This is a genomic window from Photobacterium sp. SP02 (genome assembly GCF_038519165.1).
GTDB lineage: Bacteria > Pseudomonadota > Gammaproteobacteria > Enterobacterales > Vibrionaceae > Photobacterium > Photobacterium halotolerans.
Genome location: NZ_JASJOJ010000024.1, coordinates 18,042 through 39,314 on the forward strand (window position 1 = coordinate 18,042; position 21,273 = coordinate 39,314).

The following is a 21,273-nucleotide window of genomic DNA, read 5'->3' on the forward strand; positions in this document are numbered from 1 at the left end:
GGTCGCCGTTTTTGTTGCTGACATTCTCTCTGCTAGCGTTATCCTACCGGTGTTTTCAGGGTCTGATAGCCAGCCCAGATCCGGGTTGCGGTTGTCACCCAGCACAATGATCCGAAAATCCATGCGATGAGTGCAAAGTGTTCCGGCAGCAGGCAAAAGAGCACAAAACACGCGATAGTTTCTGTACCTTCAGTCAGTCCTCCCAAGTAAAACAGAGATTTATGCTGATAAACCGGATTATCAATATCGCGTTTACCCGCCATGATGGCAAAAGCCAGAAAACTGGAACCTGTGCCGACAAAGGCGAAGATCAAAAACGCACCGGCAACTGCATTCTGCGTCGGATCAGCCAGAATGAAACCAAAGGGCACCAGGGAGTAAAACAGAAAATCCAGTGTGATATCCAGAAAACCACCACAGTCTGTGATGCCTCTGTGTCGGGCCAATGCGCCATCCAAACCGTCAAAAATGCGGTTGAGAATGATAAAACACAGTGCCAGCCAATATTGCTGGTAGATGAGCGCAGGCAATGCCAGCACACCTATACCAAACCCGGTCACCGTAATTTGATTAGCGGTGAAAGGCGTTTTCGCCAGCAGTAAGCCAATACCGTTAACCGGCGCTTTGATGAGTTTGATGGCGTAGCGATCAAGCATAGGACTGTTTCTCCTCCTGCTCGGTGGGCCAGTGCAGTACCTGACCATCAGGTGGCACGTCATCCTGATCATGGGTAACCATCAGCGCTGGGATATTCAGTTGCCGGATTTCCTTAAACACCAGGTCGCGAAACTGGATACGCAAATCTTTATCCAGCTTACTGAAAGGCTCGTCCAGCAGTATGGCGTCCGGCTCTGCCAGCAGGCAACGCATCAGGCTGATCCTGGCGCGTTGTCCGCCAGAAATCTGGCTCGGGCAATGAGAGGCCAGTTCTGTCAGGCCTAACGCCGCTAAGGTCTCATAAGCTCTGGTTTTGCGTTCTGTTTTTTTCACGCTGGACGGTAAACCAAATGCCAGGTTCTGCCACACATTCAGGTGCGGAAATAGCAGATCATCCTGAAACAGCAGGCCAATGCGCCGTTTATCCGGGGCCAGATCGTTGAGTAATCTGTTATTGAGGTTGATCTCGCCCTGATAGAGGCAGTCGGGCGGAATATGGCCGGCAATTACACCCAACAGAGTCGACTTCCCACAGCCACTGGGGCCCATAATCGTCAGTACCTGTCCCTGCTCAACCGACAGCGTCAGTGAACTGAGCAATCGCTGATGTCCATTATTTATAGTGAGGTTTTTGACTGACAAGCACATTGGCTTTTGCATTCCTTGTGTATTTTCCGGATGTCATTTTTGATTGATAGTAACGGCTGGCGAAGGTGGCAAGCGCGAAGAGCATAAAGGGCACCAGTCCCTGCAGCAGCCCGTAAATTGCACTGACTCTTCTGTCCTGTCCGCTGGCGAGCGCAACAGCTTCTGTGGTCAGGGTGCTGACCCGGCCTGCACCAAGGCTGAGTGTCGGCAGATACTGAGCCAGGCTGACACTGCAGCCTACGGCCAGTGCCAGACAAATTGCCGGCATCAGCATAGGGCGTTTGACCCGCCACCAAGCCTGGAATCCCGATAAGCCAAGGCTGTTGGCCGTTTGGGTATACCGGCGGTCAAAGCTGCGCCACGGGCCATCCAGCGCAAGGTACAGGTAGGGAAACACAAACAGCACATGGCTCCATATCACCCAAAGCAGGTGATGCTGGCCGGGGATCATATAAGTGGTGACCTGAATCCCGAACAGCAAAGAAACCTGAGGCAGCACCATGGGCATGGCTATCAGCCAGCCAGGGATGCCGGTTCCTGTTTTGTCCCTGTATTCCAGACAGCCAATGGACAGACAAAGCGCAATTGCGGTACTGATACCGGCCAGCATCAGGCTGGTGGAAGCCAGATCGGTAAACACGGCGGTTTCCTGTTGCCAGAATTGCACACTGAACCGGCTTGGTAACAAATCGGGAAACCGCCAGCGCAGCGCCACTGACCAGAGCACGAGAACAGGAATGACCAGCAGCGGTACCGCTATTAACGGCCAGTGAAAGTAACGTCCGGGCAGGTGTTGATCGCGATGGCCGGCATATTGCCAGCCCTGAAAACCACGCAGAATCAGCCACTCCAGCGCGCGAAACACAGCAAGCAGGCAAAGGCCCAGCATAAGCAGCATTAATGCGCCGACGGCGGCTCTGGGCAGTAGAGCGACATCCGGTTCATTGAACCATTGCCAGACCAGTACCGCGAACGTGGGAGGACGGGTCGGGCCCAGAATCATGGCCATGTCTACCACTGAAATGCCATAAGCTAACACGGCATAGATCGGTAGTCGCATTCTGGGGAGCCATTGCGGTAGTATGACAGTGAGCCATGTCGATGACCGGTTGTAGCCCAGTCCATTGCCTGCAGCCAGCAAGCGGCCGACATTCAGTTGCTGCAGAACAGAGATACTCATTAATAACAGAAACGGGGTTTCTTTGATCGCCAGGGCCAGGGTGAGTCCTATGCCATACGAGTCCTGCAGCAGAGAAAACTGACCGGGATCGCCGCCCAATGCGGAGAGTAAACGGGTGATGATCCCGGTGGATGAAAAAGTAAAAGCAAAGCCAATGGCAAAGGCCACATGTGGAATCGCCAGCATCGGAGAGAGCCAGGATTCTATATTCCGCCAGCGGCGCGAGCCCCAATACCTCTGCAGGATCAAGAAGGTAAAGGTTAATGCCAGTAAAGTACTGACGACGCCTGTGGAAAGCGTCAGCAGAATAGAAGAAGACAAACCGGGCCAGGCCAATGCCTGATAGAAAGCCTGCGGCCCGGGATGAGCCAGGCCAGCAAAGGGTAACCAGGACAGGGCCGGCAGCAAAATGCCTAACAGGCCCGGTAACAACGGCAAACAACAGATCAACAGCGTGGCAATAAACATCAAGTACAACATATTGCAACGTTCGCCTAGTGGGTGTCAGGGGTAAATTTACAGGGTGTCAGGAAACGCTCAGTGTCCATATTTTTGCTGCCAGGCGGCCTCCAGCGCAGTTTGCCAGCTGGGGTGTGGCTCAGGGATAGCGCGATACAGTTCAAAACCTTGTGCTTGGTCGGCACCCATAGCCTCAGGTGTCAGTACGGCAGGATCACCCCAGATCTGAATATTCGCTTTTCGCTGTTGCGCTTCAGGGCTCATGAGAAAGTTAATCACAACCCGTGCTCCAGCTTTCGCGCTGGCATTCCAGGGAATGGCCAGAAAATGAATGTTGGAGAGGGCGCCTTGCTCAAAGGCAAATGCCTTGGCTGATTCAGGCAGATCGCCGCGTTCAATCGCCGCTTTGGCTTCATTCGGATTAAAGGTGATGGCAACCAGAAGCTGCCTGTCGTCCAACAGTTGCATCATTTCCGTTGAGCTGGCCGGAAAGCGTTTTCCCTGCTGCCAGGCAACGGCATGGAGCTGATCGAGGTATTTCCAGAGCGGCGCTGTGAGGCGAGCGAATTTCTTTTCATCCGTTGTCAGATCAATGGGCTCATAGAGCGCCGGCGTTGCGTTGGTCAGCTCAATCAGTGCGGCTTTTAAAAAACTGGTGCCATGAAATGCAGGCGGCTGCGGGTAGGTCACTTTGCCCGGAAAGGCAACGGCCAAACTCAACAGTTCAGCAAAACTATTGGGTGGGTTGTTTAAGGTCTGGCTGTCATGAATGAAGACCAGTTGTCCTACCCCCCAGGGGGCTTCGAGACCTTCTGTGCTTTCGGTAAAATCCTCATAGACGGGCAGTTGTTTATCGACCAGCTCCCAGTTGGGTAACTGGGCGACAAACGGGCCATCCAACAAGTGATTGGCTTTCATGGTGCGGAAGTTTTCGCCATTGATCCAAACCATATCGACGCTACCGCCGGTTTGTTTGCCGGCCGCTTTTTCCGCTAACAGTCGCTGAGAGGTTTCAGCAATGTCGGCCACTTTGACATGGTTGAGTGTAATGTCATAGCGGCTCTTTACTTCGCGGGCAACCCATCTTAAATAGCTGTTGATGGGCTGGCTGCCTCCCCAGGCATTGAAGAAAACAGTCTGTCCGCGCGCCTGCTGTTCAATTGCTTCCCAGCTCATCTCTGCGATGGGCGAGGTTTCCGTCTGTGCTTCATTTGCCAGAGCAGGCATAGTCGCTGCGATTGCCAACCCAAGTGCTATCCATGTCATTTTCATTGCTGATCCTTACTTTCCTGCAGATGAGCTTTCAGATTGTCGCTCTGTGATTTTTGTTGAGGGCCGTTGTCGCCACCCCGGCGCCAGCGATGAAATTTCTCCAGCAATGCCAAAACCCGTTCCGGCTTATTGGCATTTTTCCATACGCCCGCGGTGTATTTATTGGCTTCACTCATAGTGGGGTAAGGGTGAACCGTACCCAGAATTTTGTTCAATCCAAGCCCGTGTTTCATTGCCAGGGTAAATTCCGCGAGAAGCTCACCGGCCTGGCTGCCCACAATGGTGGCTCCGAGGATGGTATCTTTCCCTTTTGGCGTCAATACCTTAATAAAACCATAGTCTTCACCGTCAGCAATTGCGCGATCTAAATCATTCAATGCATATTGAGTGACTTCCGCGTCTATGCCCTGAGCACGCGCTTCTTTTTCATTAATGCCGACACGTGCGACTTCGGGGGCGGTGTAAGTCACGGCTGGCAGAACACGGTAATCTGCTTTGAACGACTTAAACTGTCCGAAAAGACCGTTTACAGCCGCATACCAAGCCTGGTGCGCGGCGGCATGCGTCAACTGGAACGGACCGGCAACATCTCCGACGGCGAATATATTGGGATAGCGGGTTTGCAGGTATTCGTTAACGTCTAGGGTTTTGCGATCGTTCAGTGTGATGCCAAGTTCTTCCAGGCCAAAACCTGTGACATTGGCAGCACGGCCTAACGCCAGAATGACCGCATCAAATTCAACCTGATGCTGCTGCCCGTGATTGTCCTCAAGAATGACATACTGAAGGGGAGCGCCGGAATCTGACGTCGAAGCGCCAAACTTTACCGCTTTGTGTTGCAGTTTAATGTCTACGCCGTCTTTCATCAGGCTGTCCTGAACCTGTTTTGCCACATCGGTATCTTCCCGGACCAATAATTGATCCGTCATTTCAACTTGGGTGACCTGACTGCCCAGGCGTTGAAAACTCTGTGCCAGCTCGCAACCAATCGGGCCGCCACCCAATACCAGCAGTTTTTGGGGTTGCTCTGTGATGGACCACAAGGTGTCTGAGGTCAGATAGTGCACTTTTTCAATGCCATCAATAGGCGGCACAACAGGACGGGCACCGGTCGCTATAACTATGTTGCGTGTCGTGATGCGTTTGCCGTTGACTTCCACTTCCCAGGGGGAAAGGATACGCGCTTCGCCCCGAATGCAGTTCACCCCAAGCTCAGTGTAGCGTTCTACGGAATCGTGCGGCTCGATCCCTTTGATAACACGGTGTATACGTTGCATGACAGCGGGGAAATCAACCTGAGCTGGCTGGCTGTGAATGCCGAACTCCGGCGCCCGGGTAATGGTATGCAGCGTATGCGCGGCCCGGATTAATGCCTTAGACGGCACGCAGCCGGTATTCAGACAGTCACCGCCCATCTGGTGTTTTTCAATCAGAGTGACTTTGGCTTTGACGGCTGCGGCAATATAGGCGCTGACCAGCCCGCCGGCACCGGCGCCGATCACCACCATGTTCTGATCAAAACGCTCAGGCTTCTGCCAGCCTTGATAGACTCGCCGTTGTTGGACGAAGGCCATGACGGCTTTGGCGATAAAGGGAAAAATACCCAGCAAAACCAGAGACAGCAGAACAGGCAAAGCAATCAGTCCGGACAGCGACTGAATCTCACCCAGCTGTGTCCCGGCATTCAGGTAGACAACCGTACCCGGTAGCATGCCTAACTGGCTGACCCAGTAAAACTGACGCGGACGCATAGGTGTCAGGCCCATCAGCAGGTTGACCAGAAAGAAGGGAACGATGGGAATTAAACGCAGCGTAAAGAGATAAAAGGGACCGTCTTTTTCTATACCACGATTAATCGCGGCCAGACGCAGGCCAAATTTGCGCTGCACCCAGTCCCGCAATAAAAACCGGCTTGCCAGAAAGGCCAGTGTTGCCCCGATGGAGCTGGCGAAAGAGACGATAAGCAGGCTCCACCAGAAACCGAACAGTGCAGCGCCAAGCAATGTCATTATGGCAGCCCCCGGGAAGGACAAAGCCGTCATAACAACATAAATGAGGAAAAAGAGTCCGCTGGAGAGCAGAGGATTTGCGGTAATGCTTGCCTGTAACGAGTGCTGGTAAACCTTAGCCTGTTCCAGAGTGAAATAATCGCCAAGATCGAAAGCGAACCAGGCCGCTATGGCGCTGACGATGAATAGCAGCAATAAAGGTTTTTTCATATTGTTCATCATTGATTATCTGCGTTGCTGTTGGTTTGTGTTGCTATCCGTTGACGTTGCTATTGGCTTGTATTGCCATTCGACGGCTTATCTTTTTGCTCAGTGTGTTTGTGATCCTTTGTTAAAGGAATAGTGCAAAACGCCTGAGAAGGGACATCTAACGCAGTATTAAATTTCGCTGACAGGTTTTGAAAGCTGACCAATGCAGTTAACTCAACGAGGGCATCGTCGTCATACCACTGTTTAAGATCAGCAATCATGGCTGGCGTGACTTTCTTGCCTGTCACTGTCATGGCTTCTGTATAGGCAAGAACGGCTTTTTCTTGTGCATCGAACAGCGGGCTGTGCTGCCAGTCAGACAGAGATTGTATTTTTTCTACAGACTGGCAACGCTGCGCCAGTCGCATACCGTTGGCATCAATGCAGAATGCGCAGTCATTTAACTGCGAAACACGTACACAAACCAATGAGCGTATCACATCAGAGACAGGGGAGCGTTTTCGGTCGAGATAGCCAAAAAAACTGGCAACCAGATAAAAGAGCAAGGGGCGGCGCCCCCAAAGCAAAGCCGGGTTCAGGGGCTTGCCAAAGTGCCGTGTCTGCAGCCAGAGCAGTGGACGGATCCAGATTGAATAATGCTGTTTTGGGGTGATGCGCACCTGAAGGTCTCCGGATAATGCGATTTAAAATACCGACCGCGGATACCCGGACAAATTTCAGAAAACAGTCAAATTTGTGTGTTCTTGTTGTTAATTGACTGAAAGTTGAACACTGCGAGGGGCTAAGTGGTTTGCTGCTGTTTTAGTTTCATGCTGTTCCAGCAATATGTAACTGCTTGCGATTACAGGTAAAAGTGCAATCAACATGGTTTTGCCGATATGGTAATTTCGGTACCAGTGTTTACGTGCTTTGACTTTCAATATGATGCCCCAGAAAAACAGCAAAATATTGAGTGCAGAAGCAATAATGCTGGGGATCAGCACCTCGTCAACGTTAACTGCGTCAGCGTGCACAAGTGCGACAAAAAAGGCCGGAGGTAACAAACTGATGAAGACCAGGTAACGCATCAGCCTTGGCCATTTACAGAATTTGTCTCTGAATATGTTGTCAGTCTGACCCGGAAACGGCGATGACGAACGCATGAAACCTCCATGGGTGGTGGCAAAACATACATTCTAAAGGTGACGGAGCTGAAGGGAAGTTAACTGATAACCTTGTAACTTGTGTTTGTGAGTTGAGTCTTCATTTTACACAGCCCTGACGGAGCGCCAGGGCTGGAAAGCAGGTTATAAACCGTCAGTGTTCATTACGGTTAATGAAGCACTGACAGGGGAAACCTTAATGATGAGCACTTAAAGCTGATGTTTCCAGCTTTGACAACAGCTCATTTCGGCGTTGTGGGGTAATAACAGACCAGTGTTTGCCACTGACTGCACCTTCCAATGCCCAGAGCAGATCCAGACTCAATGACTCGTGATGAGATTCCTGTAACGCCTGGAAAGCACCAATAGCACCGACTTCGAAGAGCTGATCAACAGAACTGATGCCGGCTTTTTTGAGCATACGCTCATTAGCCAGACGCAGGTTGGGCAGATCTTTAATGCGATTAGGGCTCGCCTGCAGTTTTTTCTCTTTATCTGCCTGAGCAGCATTCAGTGAACGTTCTGCATGTTCCAGGATGACATCAGGGGTTTCCCACCAGCTATCCGGAATGGCATAGTGCTTCGTAACGACAGGAAAACCGCGCTTCTGGTAGACGTACGGTTTGAGGTCTGCTTGTTTGAAGGCTTCTTCATTTCTCGCATTAGCGCGCAGATGCAGCTTGTTGTTAACAACTAGAGCGAACATCGTTTCACCTGCGAAAATGCCAAACCCGCCAAACATAGAGCGAGATTTTATTTGACCAAATTTCTCAAATAAACGAATTGAATCTTTCAGTAATGGTTTGTCCATGCTTCTTTTCTCGGCAATTATTTTCAACAAAAGAAGTCACTTAACAAAGGAGCGAGGATTCAATTATGCACAAGATTATGAATGCTTTGTCATATTAATGACAAAAACAGCCTATAATCTTCACTTCATCCATCGGCAACCCCGCTACCATGAGCAAAAACTAATCAAGTAATTACTTTTAGGCCGGAAGCTTTGCGTCCCATTCTTTCAAATGGTTTGCCTTGTTCGTGACTGTTTAATCATATATCAATAAGACGAATTTGATATGGATCGCACAAAAAAATTGTGAGGTTAATCGCAATAAAAATCGTATAAATTTTACAGAATGCGATGGTTTGTCTCATTAATTCCCCCATGGCGTAGTAATATTCCATATGCAAATAGCCGATAGTCAAATTAATATCGGCTGTAAGCCACATAACATGGAGGAAAATCGTTTATTTTTTACGTGATTCGTTTTACGGAATGGCGGACAACTAATTCCGGATTTATTTCAAATGTCTGGAAATCATGGCTTTTGCTTTTGACTCGCTCCATCAGGATTCCCACTGCCGTTTTGCCCAGACGCCGCTTGGGCTGGTGGATAGTGGTCAGAGGTGGAGAAAAGTAAGGGGCCAGATCTATATTGTCATAACCGATAATGGAAACATCTTCGGGCACTTTCACACCGGCTTGCTCAAACGTGCTGATTAATGCCATGGCCATAATGTCATTGAAACAAAAAATGGCTGTTGGGCGATCTTTCATGGCAATAAATTCATTGGCTGCAACAACGGCAGATTCACATTCGAAATCACCTTCAAGAATCCAGTCTTCGTTGACAGTCAGACCCGCTTCGCGCATTGCTTTATTAAAACCTTTCAGCCTTTCACGGCAGGTGGATTTATCTTTCTGGCCAGACAAGCAGCCGATTTTAGTGTGTCCATTGTCAATAAAATGACGGGTTGCCAGGTAGCCGCCCAGCTCAGCGTTATCTTGTATATTGTCGGTTTTGGGGCGGGCCGGACCCCAGTCCATGATCACCATTGGCAGATCAGGCTGTCGCTCCAATTGTTCCAGCAACTGGTCATCCAGATCAGAACACATGACCAGTAGCCCATCGACGCGTTTTTCAGACAGCATGCGCAGATAATCTTTTTGTTTGCCGAGATTACCTTCAGTGTTGCAAAGGATCAGCGTGTATCCTGCTGTATAGCAGTACTCCTCGACGCCATGCACCAACTCGGCAAAAAATGGGTTGGTCGATTTGGTCACCAACATGCCGATTGTGCTGGTTGTGTTGCATTTCAGGCTGCGTGCAACAGCACTTGGCGCATAATTCAGCTCTTCAACTGCAGTCAGGACTTTCTTCTGTGTTGCCTCCGCTACGAAGCGGGTCTTGTTGATCACGTGTGAAACTGTGGTTGTCGATACACCAGCCATACGTGCAACATCTTTAATGGTTGCCATAGTTGTTCTTCTAGTCATCAGGCCCATTGGGCCTTTTTGAGTCTTAATGTTGGCCAGACGCTAAAAAGCCGCTTTATGCATAAGAAAGCGGCGAGAAATGAATGACTCAGGCCCGGTCGTAAATCACGTTTTATCGTAGTTGTGTTATCTGACAATGACTTGAAAAGATACCCACAACGCACTGTAAAAGAGAACCCGAAGGCTATCGCCCAAGGGAGCGTAAACCGGATAAAAGTTTGACTGCCATTACGCTTCGTTTCATCGGTTAATCGCTTGCGATCACATTTTACTGAGACTCACGCACAGTGCAACGTTTCTCTTGTTGAGTGGAATGATTCTTGATAGAGGTCAATAATAGGATGCAACAATTGTACACCATTTTAGTGGTGTCAAGTCAGCAGAAGGCACAGCCTGATGTGCCTTCATGGTTTGTGGCGTTATGCTGACAGGACGATAGGGAAATGCCCGCGCGGGTGACTTTCTATGATGACAGGGGCACCATACACGGATTGGATATTCTCTGCTGTTAATGTGTGCCAGGCATCGCCATCTGCTTGTATTTTACCGTGGTTGAGCAAGATCAAACGATCGGCATACTCGGCGGCGAGGTTCAGGTCGTGAATAACAAGAATGACCGCAGCGCCATTGTCTGCCATCTTTTTCGCCAGGCTTAAGCAGGTTTGCTGATGGGCAAGATCTAAAGCAGAGGTGGGTTCATCCAGCATCAATATACATTGATCTCCGGCAGCGCTGAGTTGCGCCAGGACTCTGGCAAAGTGGACACGTTGTTTCTCCCCGCCGGACAGCGAAGGATAAAGCCGCTGGCTGAGATGACAGATACCCACATCGGCCATTTTTTGACGTGTTATGTGCTGGCTGTCATTAAGGCTGAGTTTTAAGGGCATAGTGCCCAATTGCGCAACTTCCTGAGCGGTAAAGCCAAAAGACAGCGTACTGTGCTGGGGGAGCACTCCCATATGATGCGCCAGTCGGTTGGCATTCCAGTTACTACGATGCTCACCAAAGATGTAGACATTGCCTTTGGCATGCATTTCCCCCGATAACACTTTCAGCAAAGTACTCTTGCCGGCGCCATTGGGTCCGAGTAAAGCGGTCAGCTCACCACTGCGAAAACTGATGCTCAGGTTGTCGAGCAACACTTTACCGCCCAGAGTCAGCGACAGTTGCTCCGCTGATATTGCCACTGGCCGGTTTCTGCCAGCTTGTTTTTTGGGCTGACGTACTATGTGGTGGATCATTGCAAACGACCTCGCTGTTTTGTAAGCAGGACGATAAAAAATGGCGCACCCAGAAGGGCTGTGATGATACCCACCGGCAGTTCGGCGGGCGCGGCGACAACGCGGGCTAGCATGTCGGCAATCAACAGGATGAGTGCGCCCAGCAGTGCGGAAAGGGGCAGCAGTGTTTTATGGTTGGGGCCAGTTAACATGCGGCCAAGGTGCGGTACGATCAATCCAATGAAGCCGATCACACCGGATAGCGAGACGGCCACACCAACGCCGGCTGCACACAATAGAACCAGTAAACGTTTCAGTGCCTGTACATTGACACCTAAATGCTGAGCCTCAGATTCACCCAGCAAGAGGGCATTTAATGCATTTGCCTGGCGAGTGAACAGCCAGAACAGGGCTGCAAGGGTAACAAAAGACAGAGTAATACCTGGCCAGGTCGCCCCCGCCAAAGAGCCCATAGTCCACAGTGAGAGATCACGCAGTGCCTGATCATCGGCATAAAAATTTAACAGCCCGAGCGCTGCACCGGATAAAGCGCCAATCGCCACGCCGGCAAGCAGCATCACTGTGACGGAAGTGCCGGTTTTATCTGTGCCGAGAAAGTACACAATCCAGGTGGTGATGGCGCCACCCACAAAGGCAAAAACCGGTACGGTTCCAAGTGTCAGCAGCAGCGGAAATGACGCTGCCAGTGAACCGAACAACACTATGGCGAATGCGGCGCCTAAACTTGCTCCGCCTGCCACGCCTATAATGCCGGGATCTGCCAGCGGGTTTCGGAACAGTCCCTGCATGACCGCGCCACAAAGCGCCAGCACAGCGCCTATGGCAATACACAGCAGCGTGCGTGGTAAACGCACTTGCTGAATAATCAACTCAATATGGGGAGCCACCTTATGTTGCCCCGGCAGAATAACCTGCCAGATGTCGGAGAACGAGATAGCCATAGGTCCGACAATGATCGAGCAGCTTGCCGCAACGGCCAGTAACAGGCATGTCGCGGGCACGATAGCTGACGTTGGCAATCGCAGTAATGACAACAGACGGATGCCTGGCATCCTTGAGTTAGGCACGGTTGGGTTAGACATGGTTTTACTGGCCATACAGAGCCTGATTCAATCGCTCGGCTTCTTCCAGACTCTTCAGGTTCAAGCCGCCAATCAGGGCAGTACCGTCAATGGTATATAACGCATTGTTCTGACCGGCTGGTGTCGCTGCCAGTAAGGGTAAGCTTTTTATCAGACCTTTGAGTCCGCCTATCGACTGGCTGGCATGAGTACTTAGCAGGATGATATCAGGCTGCATCTCCACCATAGCTTCCGCAGATAAGGGTTTGTAAGATTCAATGGCGGTAGCCGCTGGATTTATGCCGCCTGCGAGTCTGATAACCGTATCAGCCGTGGTGTGGCGTCCTCCAACCATAGGTGCCCGTCCGGCGTGAATGGTCAGAAAGAGAATACGTTTAGGTGTGTGTTTGTCTGCCAGACGCGATTCAATTCGCTTTACTTGCTGTTGAATCTGGCTGTTTATCTGTGTTGCCTGTTCCGGTTTACCTGTGAGCTGACCTACTTGCTCGACACGTTTGAGCAGATCATCAATAGTATCGCCCGAATTGAGGATGTCGACTGAGATACCTGCCTGGCGAAGCAGCGAGAGGGTAGTCTCAGGTCCCATTTCTTTAGAACCCACGACCCGGTCCGGCGTCAAAGCGATGATGCTTTCCGCAGCAAGCTGTCTGTGATAGCCAAGGGTTGGAATGTCATTACCGATATAAGCTTTACTGGTGATATCGACACCAACCAGCTGACTCTCTGCGCCCATTGCCACTATGAGTTCGGTAATGCCGGAACCTGCACTGATTATTCGTTCTTCTGCCCATGCAGATGTGGCAGCGAAGAAAAGAGCAACAGACAGTACGGCGCGTTTCATGAAAATCCCTCAATGCGATTGCAGATAGACTTGATAAATCAAAGCAATATCAATTGGTTATGTCAGTCTGACAAAATATCTCAAGTGAAATATAGATGAAAATCAGCATCATGCAAATGATATTGTTATCACAAGTGATAATTATTATTAGTCGCGTCATTATCCATGAATGGTAAACAATATCAATTATCATTTGCAAAAGGACATAGAGCACCTTATCATTTTTACAAATACAATTAATTATCATTAGTTTTTGTGTGATGTTGTGCTGTATGCCGATGAGACTGACAGGCGGTGAGGACAGACTCCATAGAAGCAGCACGATGAAGGAGAGCGTGAGTGTTTGAGAAATTCAGTTTGGCAGCGCTGAAAACACAAGTTGGTGCGATGCTGGAAGAAAACCCTAATTTGCACGCAGTGCTGATAGCGGAACAGCTGGGTGTGACTGAGGGCGAAATCATCCTGGCCTTACCGGATGAACTTGTTACCCATATTGCAGGGAAGCATGCTCAGGCTATTTTAGAGGCGCTGCCGGAGTGGGGAATGATGACAACTATTGTTCACTCTATGGGGTCAATCTTTGAAGTAAAGGCGCCCTTCCCGAAAGGCAAAGAAGCGCGTGGATACTACAATCTGATGGGCAAAGCGGGTGAAATGCATGGTCACCTGAAGCTTGATCGCGTGTCGGATGTGGTTTTAGTCAGTAAACCGGTGCAAGGAAATGAAAGTTATTTCATTGGTTTTCTGGCAGACAATGGTGAGTGTATTTTTAAAATTTACCTCGGCAGGGATGAAAAGCGCCAGCTTATCCCTGAGCAAGTTGAGAAATTTAATTCGTTGAAACAGGCTTTTGTTGGAGAAAAAGTGTAATGAGCGAAGTGAAACAAGAACGTCTGCAAAACCGTCTGGAACCACAAATTCAGGCGTTCAGAGATGCTTGTCAGACACTGCAATTGGCAACAGTAGACTCAGAAGGCAAGCCGAACGTGAGCTATGCGCCATTTGCTTTGTTGGATGACGGATACTATGTGCTCATTTCGAAAATTGCCCGACATGCCCGAAATCTGCTGGAAAATCCGCAGGTATCTCTGATGATGATCGAAGATGAAGCCACCTCTAAAACGATTTATGCGCGTACCCGTTTAACATTTGAAGCCAATGTTGTACTGGTAGAGCGTGACACTGAGCGCTGGCAATTGGGTGTTGCAGCGTTAAAAGCGCGTTTCGGTGAGATTGTTGACGGGCTGAGTGGCCTGGAGGATTTCAAACTATTCCGTCTTGAGCCGACTCACGGCCTGTTTGTTAAAGGTTTCGGCCAGGCATTTCAAGTGACTGGTGATGATCTGATCGATTTTGTCCACCTGACGGAAGGGCATAAACGCATTGACGATAGCGATGATGTGAAGTCAGCCTGATAACCATTTATACAAAAAAACGGACAGTTTACTGTCCGTTTTTTTGTGGTGCGTATTTAATTGCTGAGATTGGCCTGAGAAAGAATGCGCGCCGTTATCGCGTTAATCTTAGGCAAGCTTTGCTGGCTGGTTAATGCCAGCTGCTTCTGTTCTTTGAGCACGTCACTCAGAATGTCTGGTGTTGTCAGAGGATTAGCCAGCACCACACGAAAGACTGTAGTGATCCGGCGATCCCATTGTTCTGGCATCAAACGTGTCCGCGAGACAAAGGACTTACCCGATTCACGCTGACGTTTCTGGATGTACTGAGTCAGATCGTTCAATGCTTCGTGAATAGCCTGTTTGTCTTCATCGTTAGCAATAGCCAGTGCCTTTTGTGTATCTTCAGGCACGTAACGATAAGTCAGCAGACACAGCTCTGGTGCTGAAATCAGTTCAAACTCGGGGTCGGATTTGATCAGCTCTGCAAAGTACCGGGCTTTCTCGATACTGTTATTGATCAGTAATTCATATCCCTGGCGGCTGATAATATTCAGGCTGGCAAACACCAGCATCGCCATACCATTTCTGGATCCTTCAAGCGTATGGCTGCCAAGGTCTTTGGAGCCTTTACGGAGTATGTACTCTGCATGATGTTCAATTGCAGCCATAGAGGCGGGATTTTTAAAAATCACCATACCCGCACCCATAGGGATATACAGCTGCTTATGGGCATCAATGGTTACTGAATCTGCTCGCTCGATGCCTTTGAGTAACGGACGGTACTTATTGGACATCAAGGTCGCGCCGCCCCAGGCCGCATCAACATGGAAATGGCAATTGTGTGCGAGAGCGATATCGGCTAACTCATCCAGCGGATCGATGTTGCCTGTTTCTGTGGTTCCGGCAACGCCAACAATCGCGAAGGGTTTGATATTTCTGGCTTTGAGATTTTCGATAGTGCTCTGCAGATCTTCGGTACAGATCTTATTATTTTCATCGGTTTTGATCGCAATCAGGCAGTCTCTGCCAATACCGAGCACATCGGCGGCTTTTTTCAGCGAATAATGCCCGCGTTCCGACACCAGTACAGCCAGATCATCATAGCCGTAATGTTTCATCGCCCGAAAAAGACCTTCCTGCGCGACCCCTTTAAAATCACCTTCTGGCTTTAGCAGGTTGTTACGGGCAACCCATAGTGCGGTGATATTCGCTATTGTTCCGCCCGAACAAAATGCGCCTAAAGAATGTTCAGCACTGTGCATCCAGCGTTGATAAAACGCATCTCTTTCACCGTAGATCAGATTGTGGAGAATCCCCAGTACCTGCCGTTCAAGTGGCGTGAAGGCCTTTGAGGTCTCGATTTTCACCAGGTTCTGGTTGAGGCCAATCATGATCTTTGACAGCGGCATCAAAAAGTAGGGCAGAGCCGATGTCATATGACCAATGAAAGTGGGTGCGGATGTGTGAACAGACTGAGCAACCAATTTTTCCAGTAAGAAATGGGTATGTTCAGAGACAAAACTGGGTTGCTCTGGCACAGAAGCACAAGAGAAATCTTTTTCAATTTCAGTCAGCGGCTTTTCCTGGGCGGCAATGTGAGTCTGTAAAAAGGCGTTGAGGTTTTCGGAGATCTCTTTCTCGATCCGACCAAGCGTGGAGTCGGGGGCTTCCGGCACGGTAAAGATACGGTGCAGGGTATCAAGAGATGCTTCAGCTTGTCTGTTTTCCACTGCCATAATGAGTTGTTACTTTTAGTTAACGTCGGCAAATCCGGCTAATTTACTGGAAATGAGGATAATTGTCTTGAAATTTTTATCAGAATGCACCGAACGTGTCACGTCCGGTGCCAGTCGGTTGAGCGTTATTCGCACTGAGTGGCAGCAATAGCGCTCATTTGTCGGTTGTATTCTTTGAGTGGCTTATCAATGTCATCCGGGTGGGTTAACAGGTCGGCAAAAGCGCTGCGAAGCTCATAATTTTTCGGGTGTGGCGTGCTTTGACGATCCTCAAAGACTTTCTTCGCGTAATCGCCGAGGCTACCTTGCTGGGCAGATAGTGTTTTAATGTCTTGCTGAGTCAGTTTAAGCCAGGATTCGACAGATTGTGACAGGTCTAAATGGCTTTTATCGTTTGCCAGGTACCAGTCAACGGCTTCACGTTTCAATTCAAAATGGTGGGTTCTTCCTTCCATGAACCAGTCGCCGACTTCCTGTAAATCGGGATCTTTTTGCACAGTCAGCTGGACCAGGTTCTGGTACCACTCAAGAGAAGCATCAATGTACTGATGGTATTTATTGCTTTCGCAAGTTTGTGTGGAAGCGAAAGCAGTAGTAGGTAGCAGGGCGAACGAGAGAACAAGAGCTGGAAACTTCATGGTCTTTCCTTGAACTGTTTGATAGAAGCTATTAACGCCATGTCATCATGGTGTTCAAGCTTTCGGAGTATTTTGGCAAATTGTAGCGGTAGAAGCGTCTGAAAGGAAAGAGATCTTGGTATCATTCGTTCACATCATGCGATGAATATGAATCAAGGCGCACTTTTGGGTGTGAATCGACTGTAATATGTCTGAGGGGAATACAACAAGAGGCCCGCAGGCCTCTTGTTAGTAAAGGGTTACCCCTTGTTTTTCATTGCTACAGAGATGCAGTAAGCTGCGCCTCCCCAGGTAATACCCAGGCCGAATAGCATCATGATGATAGCACCAGCAGTCATACTTATACCTCTTTCTTATCTAGTGGTTTAGATGCAACATTGATAATCACTGCAATCACAAACATCGCTGCTACCAGGCCCCAACCCAGCATTAGCAAATCAGACGTTTCGTAACCACCGTAGCCGTTATTAAAGGTATTGGTCAGGTTGGTACCCAGGATGATTGCCAGCATAATTGGGCTGATAAAGCGGATACAAATTTCAAACCATTTACCGATAGAGAACTCAGAAATGCTGTTCACATAGCTGCGAATGTCAGAAACTTTCAGCAACCAGCCAATAACCAGCAATTCAATCAGGCAGCTTGCCAGCAGAGCAACGTTGTTGATGAAGTAATCAACCAGATCCAACAGCAGCAGACCGCCATTGGTTGCAAATGCCATCGAGACGATAAAGCCCACACCGCAAACCACGGAAGCGGCTTTTTTACGCGACCATTTCAGCTTATCCATTATCGCTGACGTCACAGCTTCAATGATAGAAATGTGCGAGCTCAAACCAGCAACAACCAGAGCCAGGAAGAACACCGGGCCAAGAATATACGGAGCCGGTAACAGATTGATTGCCGCAGGGATGGTGACGAAAGCCAGACCCACACCGGCAGAAACGACTTCAGTGAGCGGTTTAGCCTGTTCCTGAGCCATATAGCCAAGCACAGAGAAAATCAGAATACCCGCTACCATAGAGAAGCCACAGTTGATCAATACCGTCATAAAGGCATTGTTGCTGATGTCGGATTTCTCAGGCAGGTAGCTGGAGTAAGCAATCATAATGGCAAAACCAACACTCAGGGTGAAGAAGATTTGCCCATAGGCAGCAGACCACACTTTTGCATCCAGAATTTTGCTGAAATCAGGCTGGAACAGGTAGTTCAGACCGTCCAGTGCGCCATCCAGGAAAATAACACGGGCAATTAGCGCCAGCACCATCAGGAACAGCAAAGGCATCATGATCTTGCTCGCGCGCTCAATACCGCCTTTAACGCCGGTGAAAATAGCCGCGAATGTGATACCCCAGGCAATGACCATCGGAATGGCGATGTGTAATTGCAGTCCACCCAGATTACTTGGCGAGTTATCACCGAGTTTCAGATATTCACTGAAGAAGAAAGCATTAGTATCGCTTCCCCAGCTTTGTGTGAACGCAAAACCCATGTAAGAAATCGCCCAACCGATAACGGCGACGTAATAAACGGCAATGACAGAGGCAATGAATACCTGGAACCAGCCCAGCCATTCCAGTTTCACACCCAGCTTGGAGAAGGCTCTTGGCGCCGCACCACGCAGTTTGTGTCCCAGGCTGAATTCCATAATCATAAATGGAATACCGGCCGTTATCATGGCGAAAAGGTATGGAATAAAAAATGCGCCGCCGCCGTTTTCGTAAGCCATATAGGGGAAACGCCAGATATTCCCTAATCCTATAGCAGAACCCACAGCTGCCAGGATAAATCCGGCACGGGTTCCCCATTGTTCGCGTTTCATAAGTATCTCCTTGTGTACTGTTTTTCTCTATGAAACAGTATCTATTAAGTTTTTTATTCTAAGTATTTACTTCCTGTATCGTGGAATTTGGTTTGAAACCCCACGCAGTTAAAACGAGATTAACCACTGATACTTACCAGCGCAATAGACAGTAACTTTTGGACTATTGGTTATAAATAGGCATTACTATTGACTTATTCCTCCCTACTGTGGAAATAACAAGTTGTTAATGAAATGTTTAGACGATCACACCGTGATGTTGTGATTATTGAGTGAATTGTTTTATTTTAATTTTTTAGCGCCGATGACTAATAAATAGTCAAAAATTAGACTTTTGCAACATTATGAAGACTAATTGTACTAAGTAAGTAGTTTACTATTTTCTTTCAGAACACAAAGCTGACACCAAGATTGGTTTGATACACACTCAACCAGTCACTATCAATATTTACGTCACAGGCTTGTGTACCGGTTGCTTGCTGACAGTTAGCCGTGGTGCTTCCGTCAACGCGGCTGGATAACCATCTGGCTTCTAACCGAATTCTGGCGTTGTTATTGATGAAAAAGTCAGAACCAAAAAAGGCGCCGCCTGACAATAAAATATTCTGTTTTGACCAGCTGGCATCCATGAGTGTTCCGCCCAGACTTAAGCCGATAAAGCTGGTAAGCATAGGCGCTACGCGATAATGGCTGCTGCTTTGAAAATGAAAAAACGTTGCACTGCCGTCGTCATCAAAGCCTTTGGTTTGCATTTTCATGTGCTGTGCAGTAAATCCAATCCGGCCATTGAATAATGATTGTTTTCCGTAATTACCTTCAATGGTGACACCGAAAAGATCCGCGTTATCCGGGGATATTGTTATCCCGCCTTCAGACTCAATACTATCCGGGAAGGAGTAACCCCAATACGGCGTCACATAGATTGGTTTTTGTGAACTCGCTTGCGTTTCAGCTGTGATTGCCAGAGTAGAGACGATGCACATTATGAATAAGTGATTGTTATTTAATGCCATTTTTCCTTCCTTGCGCCAGTATCGAATATTTGTGATAGTCGCCCTAAAACCATGCCTTTTGTATGGTCAAGGTGCACGCTCAGCCCTACAATCTGCTAGTGTTAGTACCAGTGAATGGTGCTGGCAGCCTGCACTCACAGTGATAGTAAATATGGAGCGTATATGAATCATTTAACCCCTGAATTTAAAATGGCGTTAACCGTTGCCGTTATCATTATGATAGTCCTTTTCGGATTTGGGTTGACGGCAATAACGCATTAATCGTTATATATCACCCTGTTATTATTTTTCTCCTGTTGTTGAGCATCCGCTTTACAATGAAATGAGGGGAAGGTTTTTTGTTTTTTAACAGAGTGAGTTAGGTGTATGAATCACTTGCCTTTTAGTCTCGGGGATCTTGATGACAGTCTTGTCGACACATTTTCTGCAAAATTGTCGGAATCAAAAAAGCAAAAAATTGCACTGGTGGTTCAAGGGGGCGGGCAGCGCGGTATTTTTACTGCCGGTGTTTTTGATGCCTTTCTGGAGGCCGGGTTTGACCCGTTCGAACTCTACATCGGTACATCTGCCGGCGCGCTGAATCTTTCCTCTTTCATCAGTCGCCAGCCCAAGTTTGGCCATGATTTCATCGTCAATCTGACAACCCAACAAGAGTTTTTTAATCTCTACCATTATCTGAGTCAGCAAAAGCCGATGAATCTGGACTGGGCCTTTGATCAGATTGGGCTCAATGGCAAGACGCCTTTAGATGTCTCGACGGCCCGCCGGGTACTGACGTATCGCCAGGCACTTGCCTGTGCCACGCGCAAAGATACCTTACAGGATATCTACCTGCCTATGTACGAAGATAACTGGCGTGATGTATTGCGCGCGTCCTGTGCCATTCCACTGCTTTATAATTTGCCCGTTAGTCTCAATGAACTTGAATGGGTCGATGGCGGCGTCAGTGCGGCTGTGCCTGTGAAGGAAGCCTGGAAGCGAGGGGCTGAACTGGTCATAGTGGTACGTACCGAACCTCTGCAGATGATACAGCAAACACCTGGGGTGCTGGATGACTGGAGAGAGCGCATTGAAGTTGCCCTGCCGGAATATATTGAGCGATTCAGCCTGAATGAATCTCTCGATCGCGTGAAAGCGGTGCGTCATGAACTGACCGACCGTTTCGACAATTGGAAGCGTTTGTGGCTGGATAAAGAAACACAAGGCATGATCGCGGCCGATGAAATGAATAAAGAACTCGAAGAAGAGAAAAAAGCGGTGAATGGCTACCGTAAATGGCTCAGTGGCTTGAATGTTGAGCGTTTTCTGTCCTTAACCGGTAAGCGCTCCGAAGTGTTTGATATGCTCAATCGTTATTATCAAACCTACAAAGATGATAATGAATTCCTTATTCATCCACCTGAGGAATTAAAAGTGATCCAGATTGCGCCGCAAAAAGCCCTGCACAGTAAGGCTCTGTTGAGCAGCCAGCAGGATTTGAATCTTGATTACGTGCAAGGCAAGGAAATCGGCCGTGAATTTTTGGCGTATTTTGCTGATATGCTGAACAACAAAACGACAGTCAGGCAGTAACCTGATTTTCAGTACCGGATATACAATGACGTACCAGTGGCGTAATGGCCATAACCGGTGACAGTAGCCATCTTTT

General features: G+C 48.8%; 20 protein-coding genes and 1 riboswitch. Of the genes, 3 read left to right on the forward strand and 17 right to left on the reverse strand.

Features of this window, described 5'->3' with window-relative positions; all coding sequences use genetic code 11:
- Positions 1-38: 38 nt before the first annotated feature.
- From P0Y67_RS12070 to P0Y67_RS12125, 12 genes are all read right to left on the reverse strand, one after another.
- A complete protein-coding gene (locus P0Y67_RS12070; protein WP_342392052.1) occupies positions 39-656 on the reverse strand; it encodes a CDP-alcohol phosphatidyltransferase family protein in 618 nt (205 codons plus the stop codon).
- A complete protein-coding gene (locus tag P0Y67_RS12075) occupies positions 649-1,305 on the reverse strand; it encodes an ATP-binding cassette domain-containing protein (RefSeq protein ID WP_342392053.1) in 657 nt (218 codons plus the stop codon). The genes P0Y67_RS12070 and P0Y67_RS12075 overlap by 8 nt, the downstream gene beginning before the upstream one ends.
- Positions 1,271-2,965: an ABC transporter permease gene (locus tag P0Y67_RS12080; protein ID WP_342392054.1), complete on the reverse strand. Its 1,695-nt coding sequence runs from the start codon at positions 2,963-2,965 to the stop codon at positions 1,271-1,273. Before P0Y67_RS12080 ends, P0Y67_RS12075 begins: the two co-directional genes overlap by 35 nt.
- A gap of 57 nt (positions 2,966-3,022) precedes the next feature.
- Entirely contained in the window at positions 3,023-4,216 is a 1,194-nt protein-coding gene (locus P0Y67_RS12085; protein WP_446728831.1) for an ABC transporter substrate-binding protein, read from the reverse strand.
- Positions 4,213-6,435 carry an FAD-dependent oxidoreductase gene (locus P0Y67_RS12090; RefSeq protein ID WP_446728832.1) on the reverse strand — a complete coding sequence of 741 codons (2,223 nt, stop codon included), beginning with the start codon at positions 6,433-6,435 and terminating at the stop codon, positions 4,213-4,215. The genes P0Y67_RS12085 and P0Y67_RS12090 overlap by 4 nt, the downstream gene beginning before the upstream one ends.
- A gap of 59 nt (positions 6,436-6,494) precedes the next feature.
- Positions 6,495-7,094 carry a carboxymuconolactone decarboxylase family protein gene (locus P0Y67_RS12095; RefSeq protein ID WP_342392055.1) on the reverse strand — a complete coding sequence of 200 codons (600 nt, stop codon included), beginning with the start codon at positions 7,092-7,094 and terminating at the stop codon, positions 6,495-6,497.
- 90 nt (positions 7,095-7,184) lie between these two features.
- Positions 7,185-7,577 (reverse strand): hypothetical protein, encoded by a 393-nt coding sequence (locus P0Y67_RS12100; protein WP_342392056.1) that lies wholly within the window; start codon positions 7,575-7,577, stop codon positions 7,185-7,187.
- 196 nt (positions 7,578-7,773) lie between these two features.
- Complete coding sequence (locus tag P0Y67_RS12105) at positions 7,774-8,388, reverse strand: TfoX/Sxy family DNA transformation protein (RefSeq protein WP_120510715.1); 615 nt, start codon at positions 8,386-8,388, stop codon at positions 7,774-7,776.
- A 131-nt stretch (positions 8,389-8,519) separates the two neighbouring features.
- A riboswitch (cyclic di-GMP riboswitch) is annotated at positions 8,520-8,619 on the reverse strand.
- Between the two features lie 213 nt (positions 8,620-8,832).
- Positions 8,833-9,837 carry a substrate-binding domain-containing protein gene (locus P0Y67_RS12110; RefSeq protein ID WP_342392057.1) on the reverse strand — a complete coding sequence of 335 codons (1,005 nt, stop codon included), beginning with the start codon at positions 9,835-9,837 and terminating at the stop codon, positions 8,833-8,835.
- A gap of 437 nt (positions 9,838-10,274) precedes the next feature.
- Positions 10,275-11,096 carry a heme ABC transporter ATP-binding protein gene (locus P0Y67_RS12115; RefSeq protein ID WP_342392058.1) on the reverse strand — a complete coding sequence of 274 codons (822 nt, stop codon included), beginning with the start codon at positions 11,094-11,096 and terminating at the stop codon, positions 10,275-10,277.
- On the reverse strand, positions 11,093-12,139 hold the full coding sequence (locus P0Y67_RS12120) for a FecCD family ABC transporter permease (protein ID WP_446728833.1): 1,047 nt from the start codon (positions 12,137-12,139) through the stop codon (positions 11,093-11,095). The genes P0Y67_RS12115 and P0Y67_RS12120 overlap by 4 nt, the downstream gene beginning before the upstream one ends.
- A gap of 43 nt (positions 12,140-12,182) precedes the next feature.
- On the reverse strand, positions 12,183-13,019 hold the full coding sequence (locus P0Y67_RS12125) for a heme/hemin ABC transporter substrate-binding protein (protein ID WP_342392060.1): 837 nt from the start codon (positions 13,017-13,019) through the stop codon (positions 12,183-12,185).
- Positions 13,020-13,376: 357 nt separating this feature from the next.
- Here P0Y67_RS12125 and hutX point away from each other — a divergent pair, with 357 nt between their 5' ends.
- Positions 13,377-13,889, forward strand: coding sequence for a heme utilization cystosolic carrier protein HutX (hutX, locus tag P0Y67_RS12130; RefSeq protein WP_342392087.1), 513 nt, complete (start codon positions 13,377-13,379; stop codon positions 13,887-13,889).
- On the forward strand, positions 13,889-14,434 hold the full coding sequence (hutZ, locus tag P0Y67_RS12135; protein WP_342392061.1) for a heme utilization protein HutZ: 546 nt from the start codon (positions 13,889-13,891) through the stop codon (positions 14,432-14,434). The genes hutX and hutZ overlap by 1 nt, the downstream gene beginning before the upstream one ends.
- Before the next feature lie 56 nt (positions 14,435-14,490).
- On the opposite strand, the gene panP is transcribed toward hutZ, so the two are convergent.
- From panP to P0Y67_RS12160, 5 genes are all read right to left on the reverse strand, one after another.
- On the reverse strand, positions 14,491-16,152 hold the full coding sequence (gene panP / locus P0Y67_RS12140) for a pyridoxal-dependent aspartate 1-decarboxylase PanP (protein WP_342392062.1): 1,662 nt from the start codon (positions 16,150-16,152) through the stop codon (positions 14,491-14,493).
- Between the two features lie 125 nt (positions 16,153-16,277).
- Entirely contained in the window at positions 16,278-16,790 is a 513-nt protein-coding gene (locus P0Y67_RS12145) for a hypothetical protein (RefSeq protein ID WP_192016582.1), read from the reverse strand.
- Positions 16,791-17,029: 239 nt separating this feature from the next.
- Positions 17,030-17,128, reverse strand: a complete 99-nt coding sequence (locus P0Y67_RS12150; protein WP_120510723.1) for a MetS family NSS transporter small subunit — start codon at positions 17,126-17,128, stop codon at positions 17,030-17,032.
- A gap of 2 nt (positions 17,129-17,130) precedes the next feature.
- On the reverse strand, positions 17,131-18,612 hold the full coding sequence (locus P0Y67_RS12155) for a sodium-dependent transporter (RefSeq protein WP_342392063.1): 1,482 nt from the start codon (positions 18,610-18,612) through the stop codon (positions 17,131-17,133).
- A 386-nt stretch (positions 18,613-18,998) separates the two neighbouring features.
- Entirely contained in the window at positions 18,999-19,625 is a 627-nt protein-coding gene (locus P0Y67_RS12160) for a hypothetical protein (RefSeq protein ID WP_342392064.1), read from the reverse strand.
- A 366-nt stretch (positions 19,626-19,991) separates the two neighbouring features.
- On the opposite strand from P0Y67_RS12160, the gene P0Y67_RS12165 reads away from it, so the two are divergent.
- Positions 19,992-21,197 (forward strand): patatin-like phospholipase family protein, encoded by a 1,206-nt coding sequence (locus tag P0Y67_RS12165; protein ID WP_342392065.1) that lies wholly within the window; start codon positions 19,992-19,994, stop codon positions 21,195-21,197.
- Positions 21,198-21,273 lie beyond the last annotated feature (76 nt).

Bases quoted from the DNA above. Each gene is read 5' to 3' on its own strand.
- P0Y67_RS12070 (WP_342392052.1), bottom strand. From the start codon at position 656: ATGCTTGATCGCTACGCCATCAAACTCATCAAAGCGCCGGTTAACGGT.
- P0Y67_RS12075 (WP_342392053.1), bottom strand. From the start codon at position 1,305: ATGTGCTTGTCAGTCAAAAACCTCACTATAAATAATGGACATCAGCGA.
- P0Y67_RS12080 (WP_342392054.1), bottom strand. From the start codon at position 2,965: ATGTTGTACTTGATGTTTATTGCCACGCTGTTGATCTGTTGTTTGCCG.
- P0Y67_RS12085 (WP_446728831.1), bottom strand. From the start codon at position 4,216: ATGAAAATGACATGGATAGCACTTGGGTTGGCAATCGCAGCGACTATG.
- P0Y67_RS12090 (WP_446728832.1), bottom strand. From the start codon at position 6,435: ATGAAAAAACCTTTATTGCTGCTATTCATCGTCAGCGCCATAGCGGCC.
- P0Y67_RS12100 (WP_342392056.1), bottom strand. From the start codon at position 7,577: ATGCGTTCGTCATCGCCGTTTCCGGGTCAGACTGACAACATATTCAGA.
- P0Y67_RS12105 (WP_120510715.1), bottom strand. From the start codon at position 8,388: ATGGACAAACCATTACTGAAAGATTCAATTCGTTTATTTGAGAAATTT.
- P0Y67_RS12110 (WP_342392057.1), bottom strand. From the start codon at position 9,837: ATGGCAACCATTAAAGATGTTGCACGTATGGCTGGTGTATCGACAACC.
- P0Y67_RS12115 (WP_342392058.1), bottom strand. From the start codon at position 11,096: ATGATCCACCACATAGTACGTCAGCCCAAAAAACAAGCTGGCAGAAAC.
- P0Y67_RS12125 (WP_342392060.1), bottom strand. From the start codon at position 13,019: ATGAAACGCGCCGTACTGTCTGTTGCTCTTTTCTTCGCTGCCACATCT.
- hutZ (WP_342392061.1), top strand. From the start codon at position 13,889: ATGAGCGAAGTGAAACAAGAACGTCTGCAAAACCGTCTGGAACCACAA.
- panP (WP_342392062.1), bottom strand. From the start codon at position 16,152: ATGGCAGTGGAAAACAGACAAGCTGAAGCATCTCTTGATACCCTGCAC.
- P0Y67_RS12145 (WP_192016582.1), bottom strand. From the start codon at position 16,790: ATGAAGTTTCCAGCTCTTGTTCTCTCGTTCGCCCTGCTACCTACTACT.
- P0Y67_RS12150 (WP_120510723.1), bottom strand. From the start codon at position 17,128: ATGACTGCTGGTGCTATCATCATGATGCTATTCGGCCTGGGTATTACC.
- P0Y67_RS12155 (WP_342392063.1), bottom strand. From the start codon at position 18,612: ATGAAACGCGAACAATGGGGAACCCGTGCCGGATTTATCCTGGCAGCT.
- P0Y67_RS12160 (WP_342392064.1), bottom strand. From the start codon at position 19,625: ATGGCATTAAATAACAATCACTTATTCATAATGTGCATCGTCTCTACT.
- P0Y67_RS12165 (WP_342392065.1), top strand. From the start codon at position 19,992: ATGAATCACTTGCCTTTTAGTCTCGGGGATCTTGATGACAGTCTTGTC.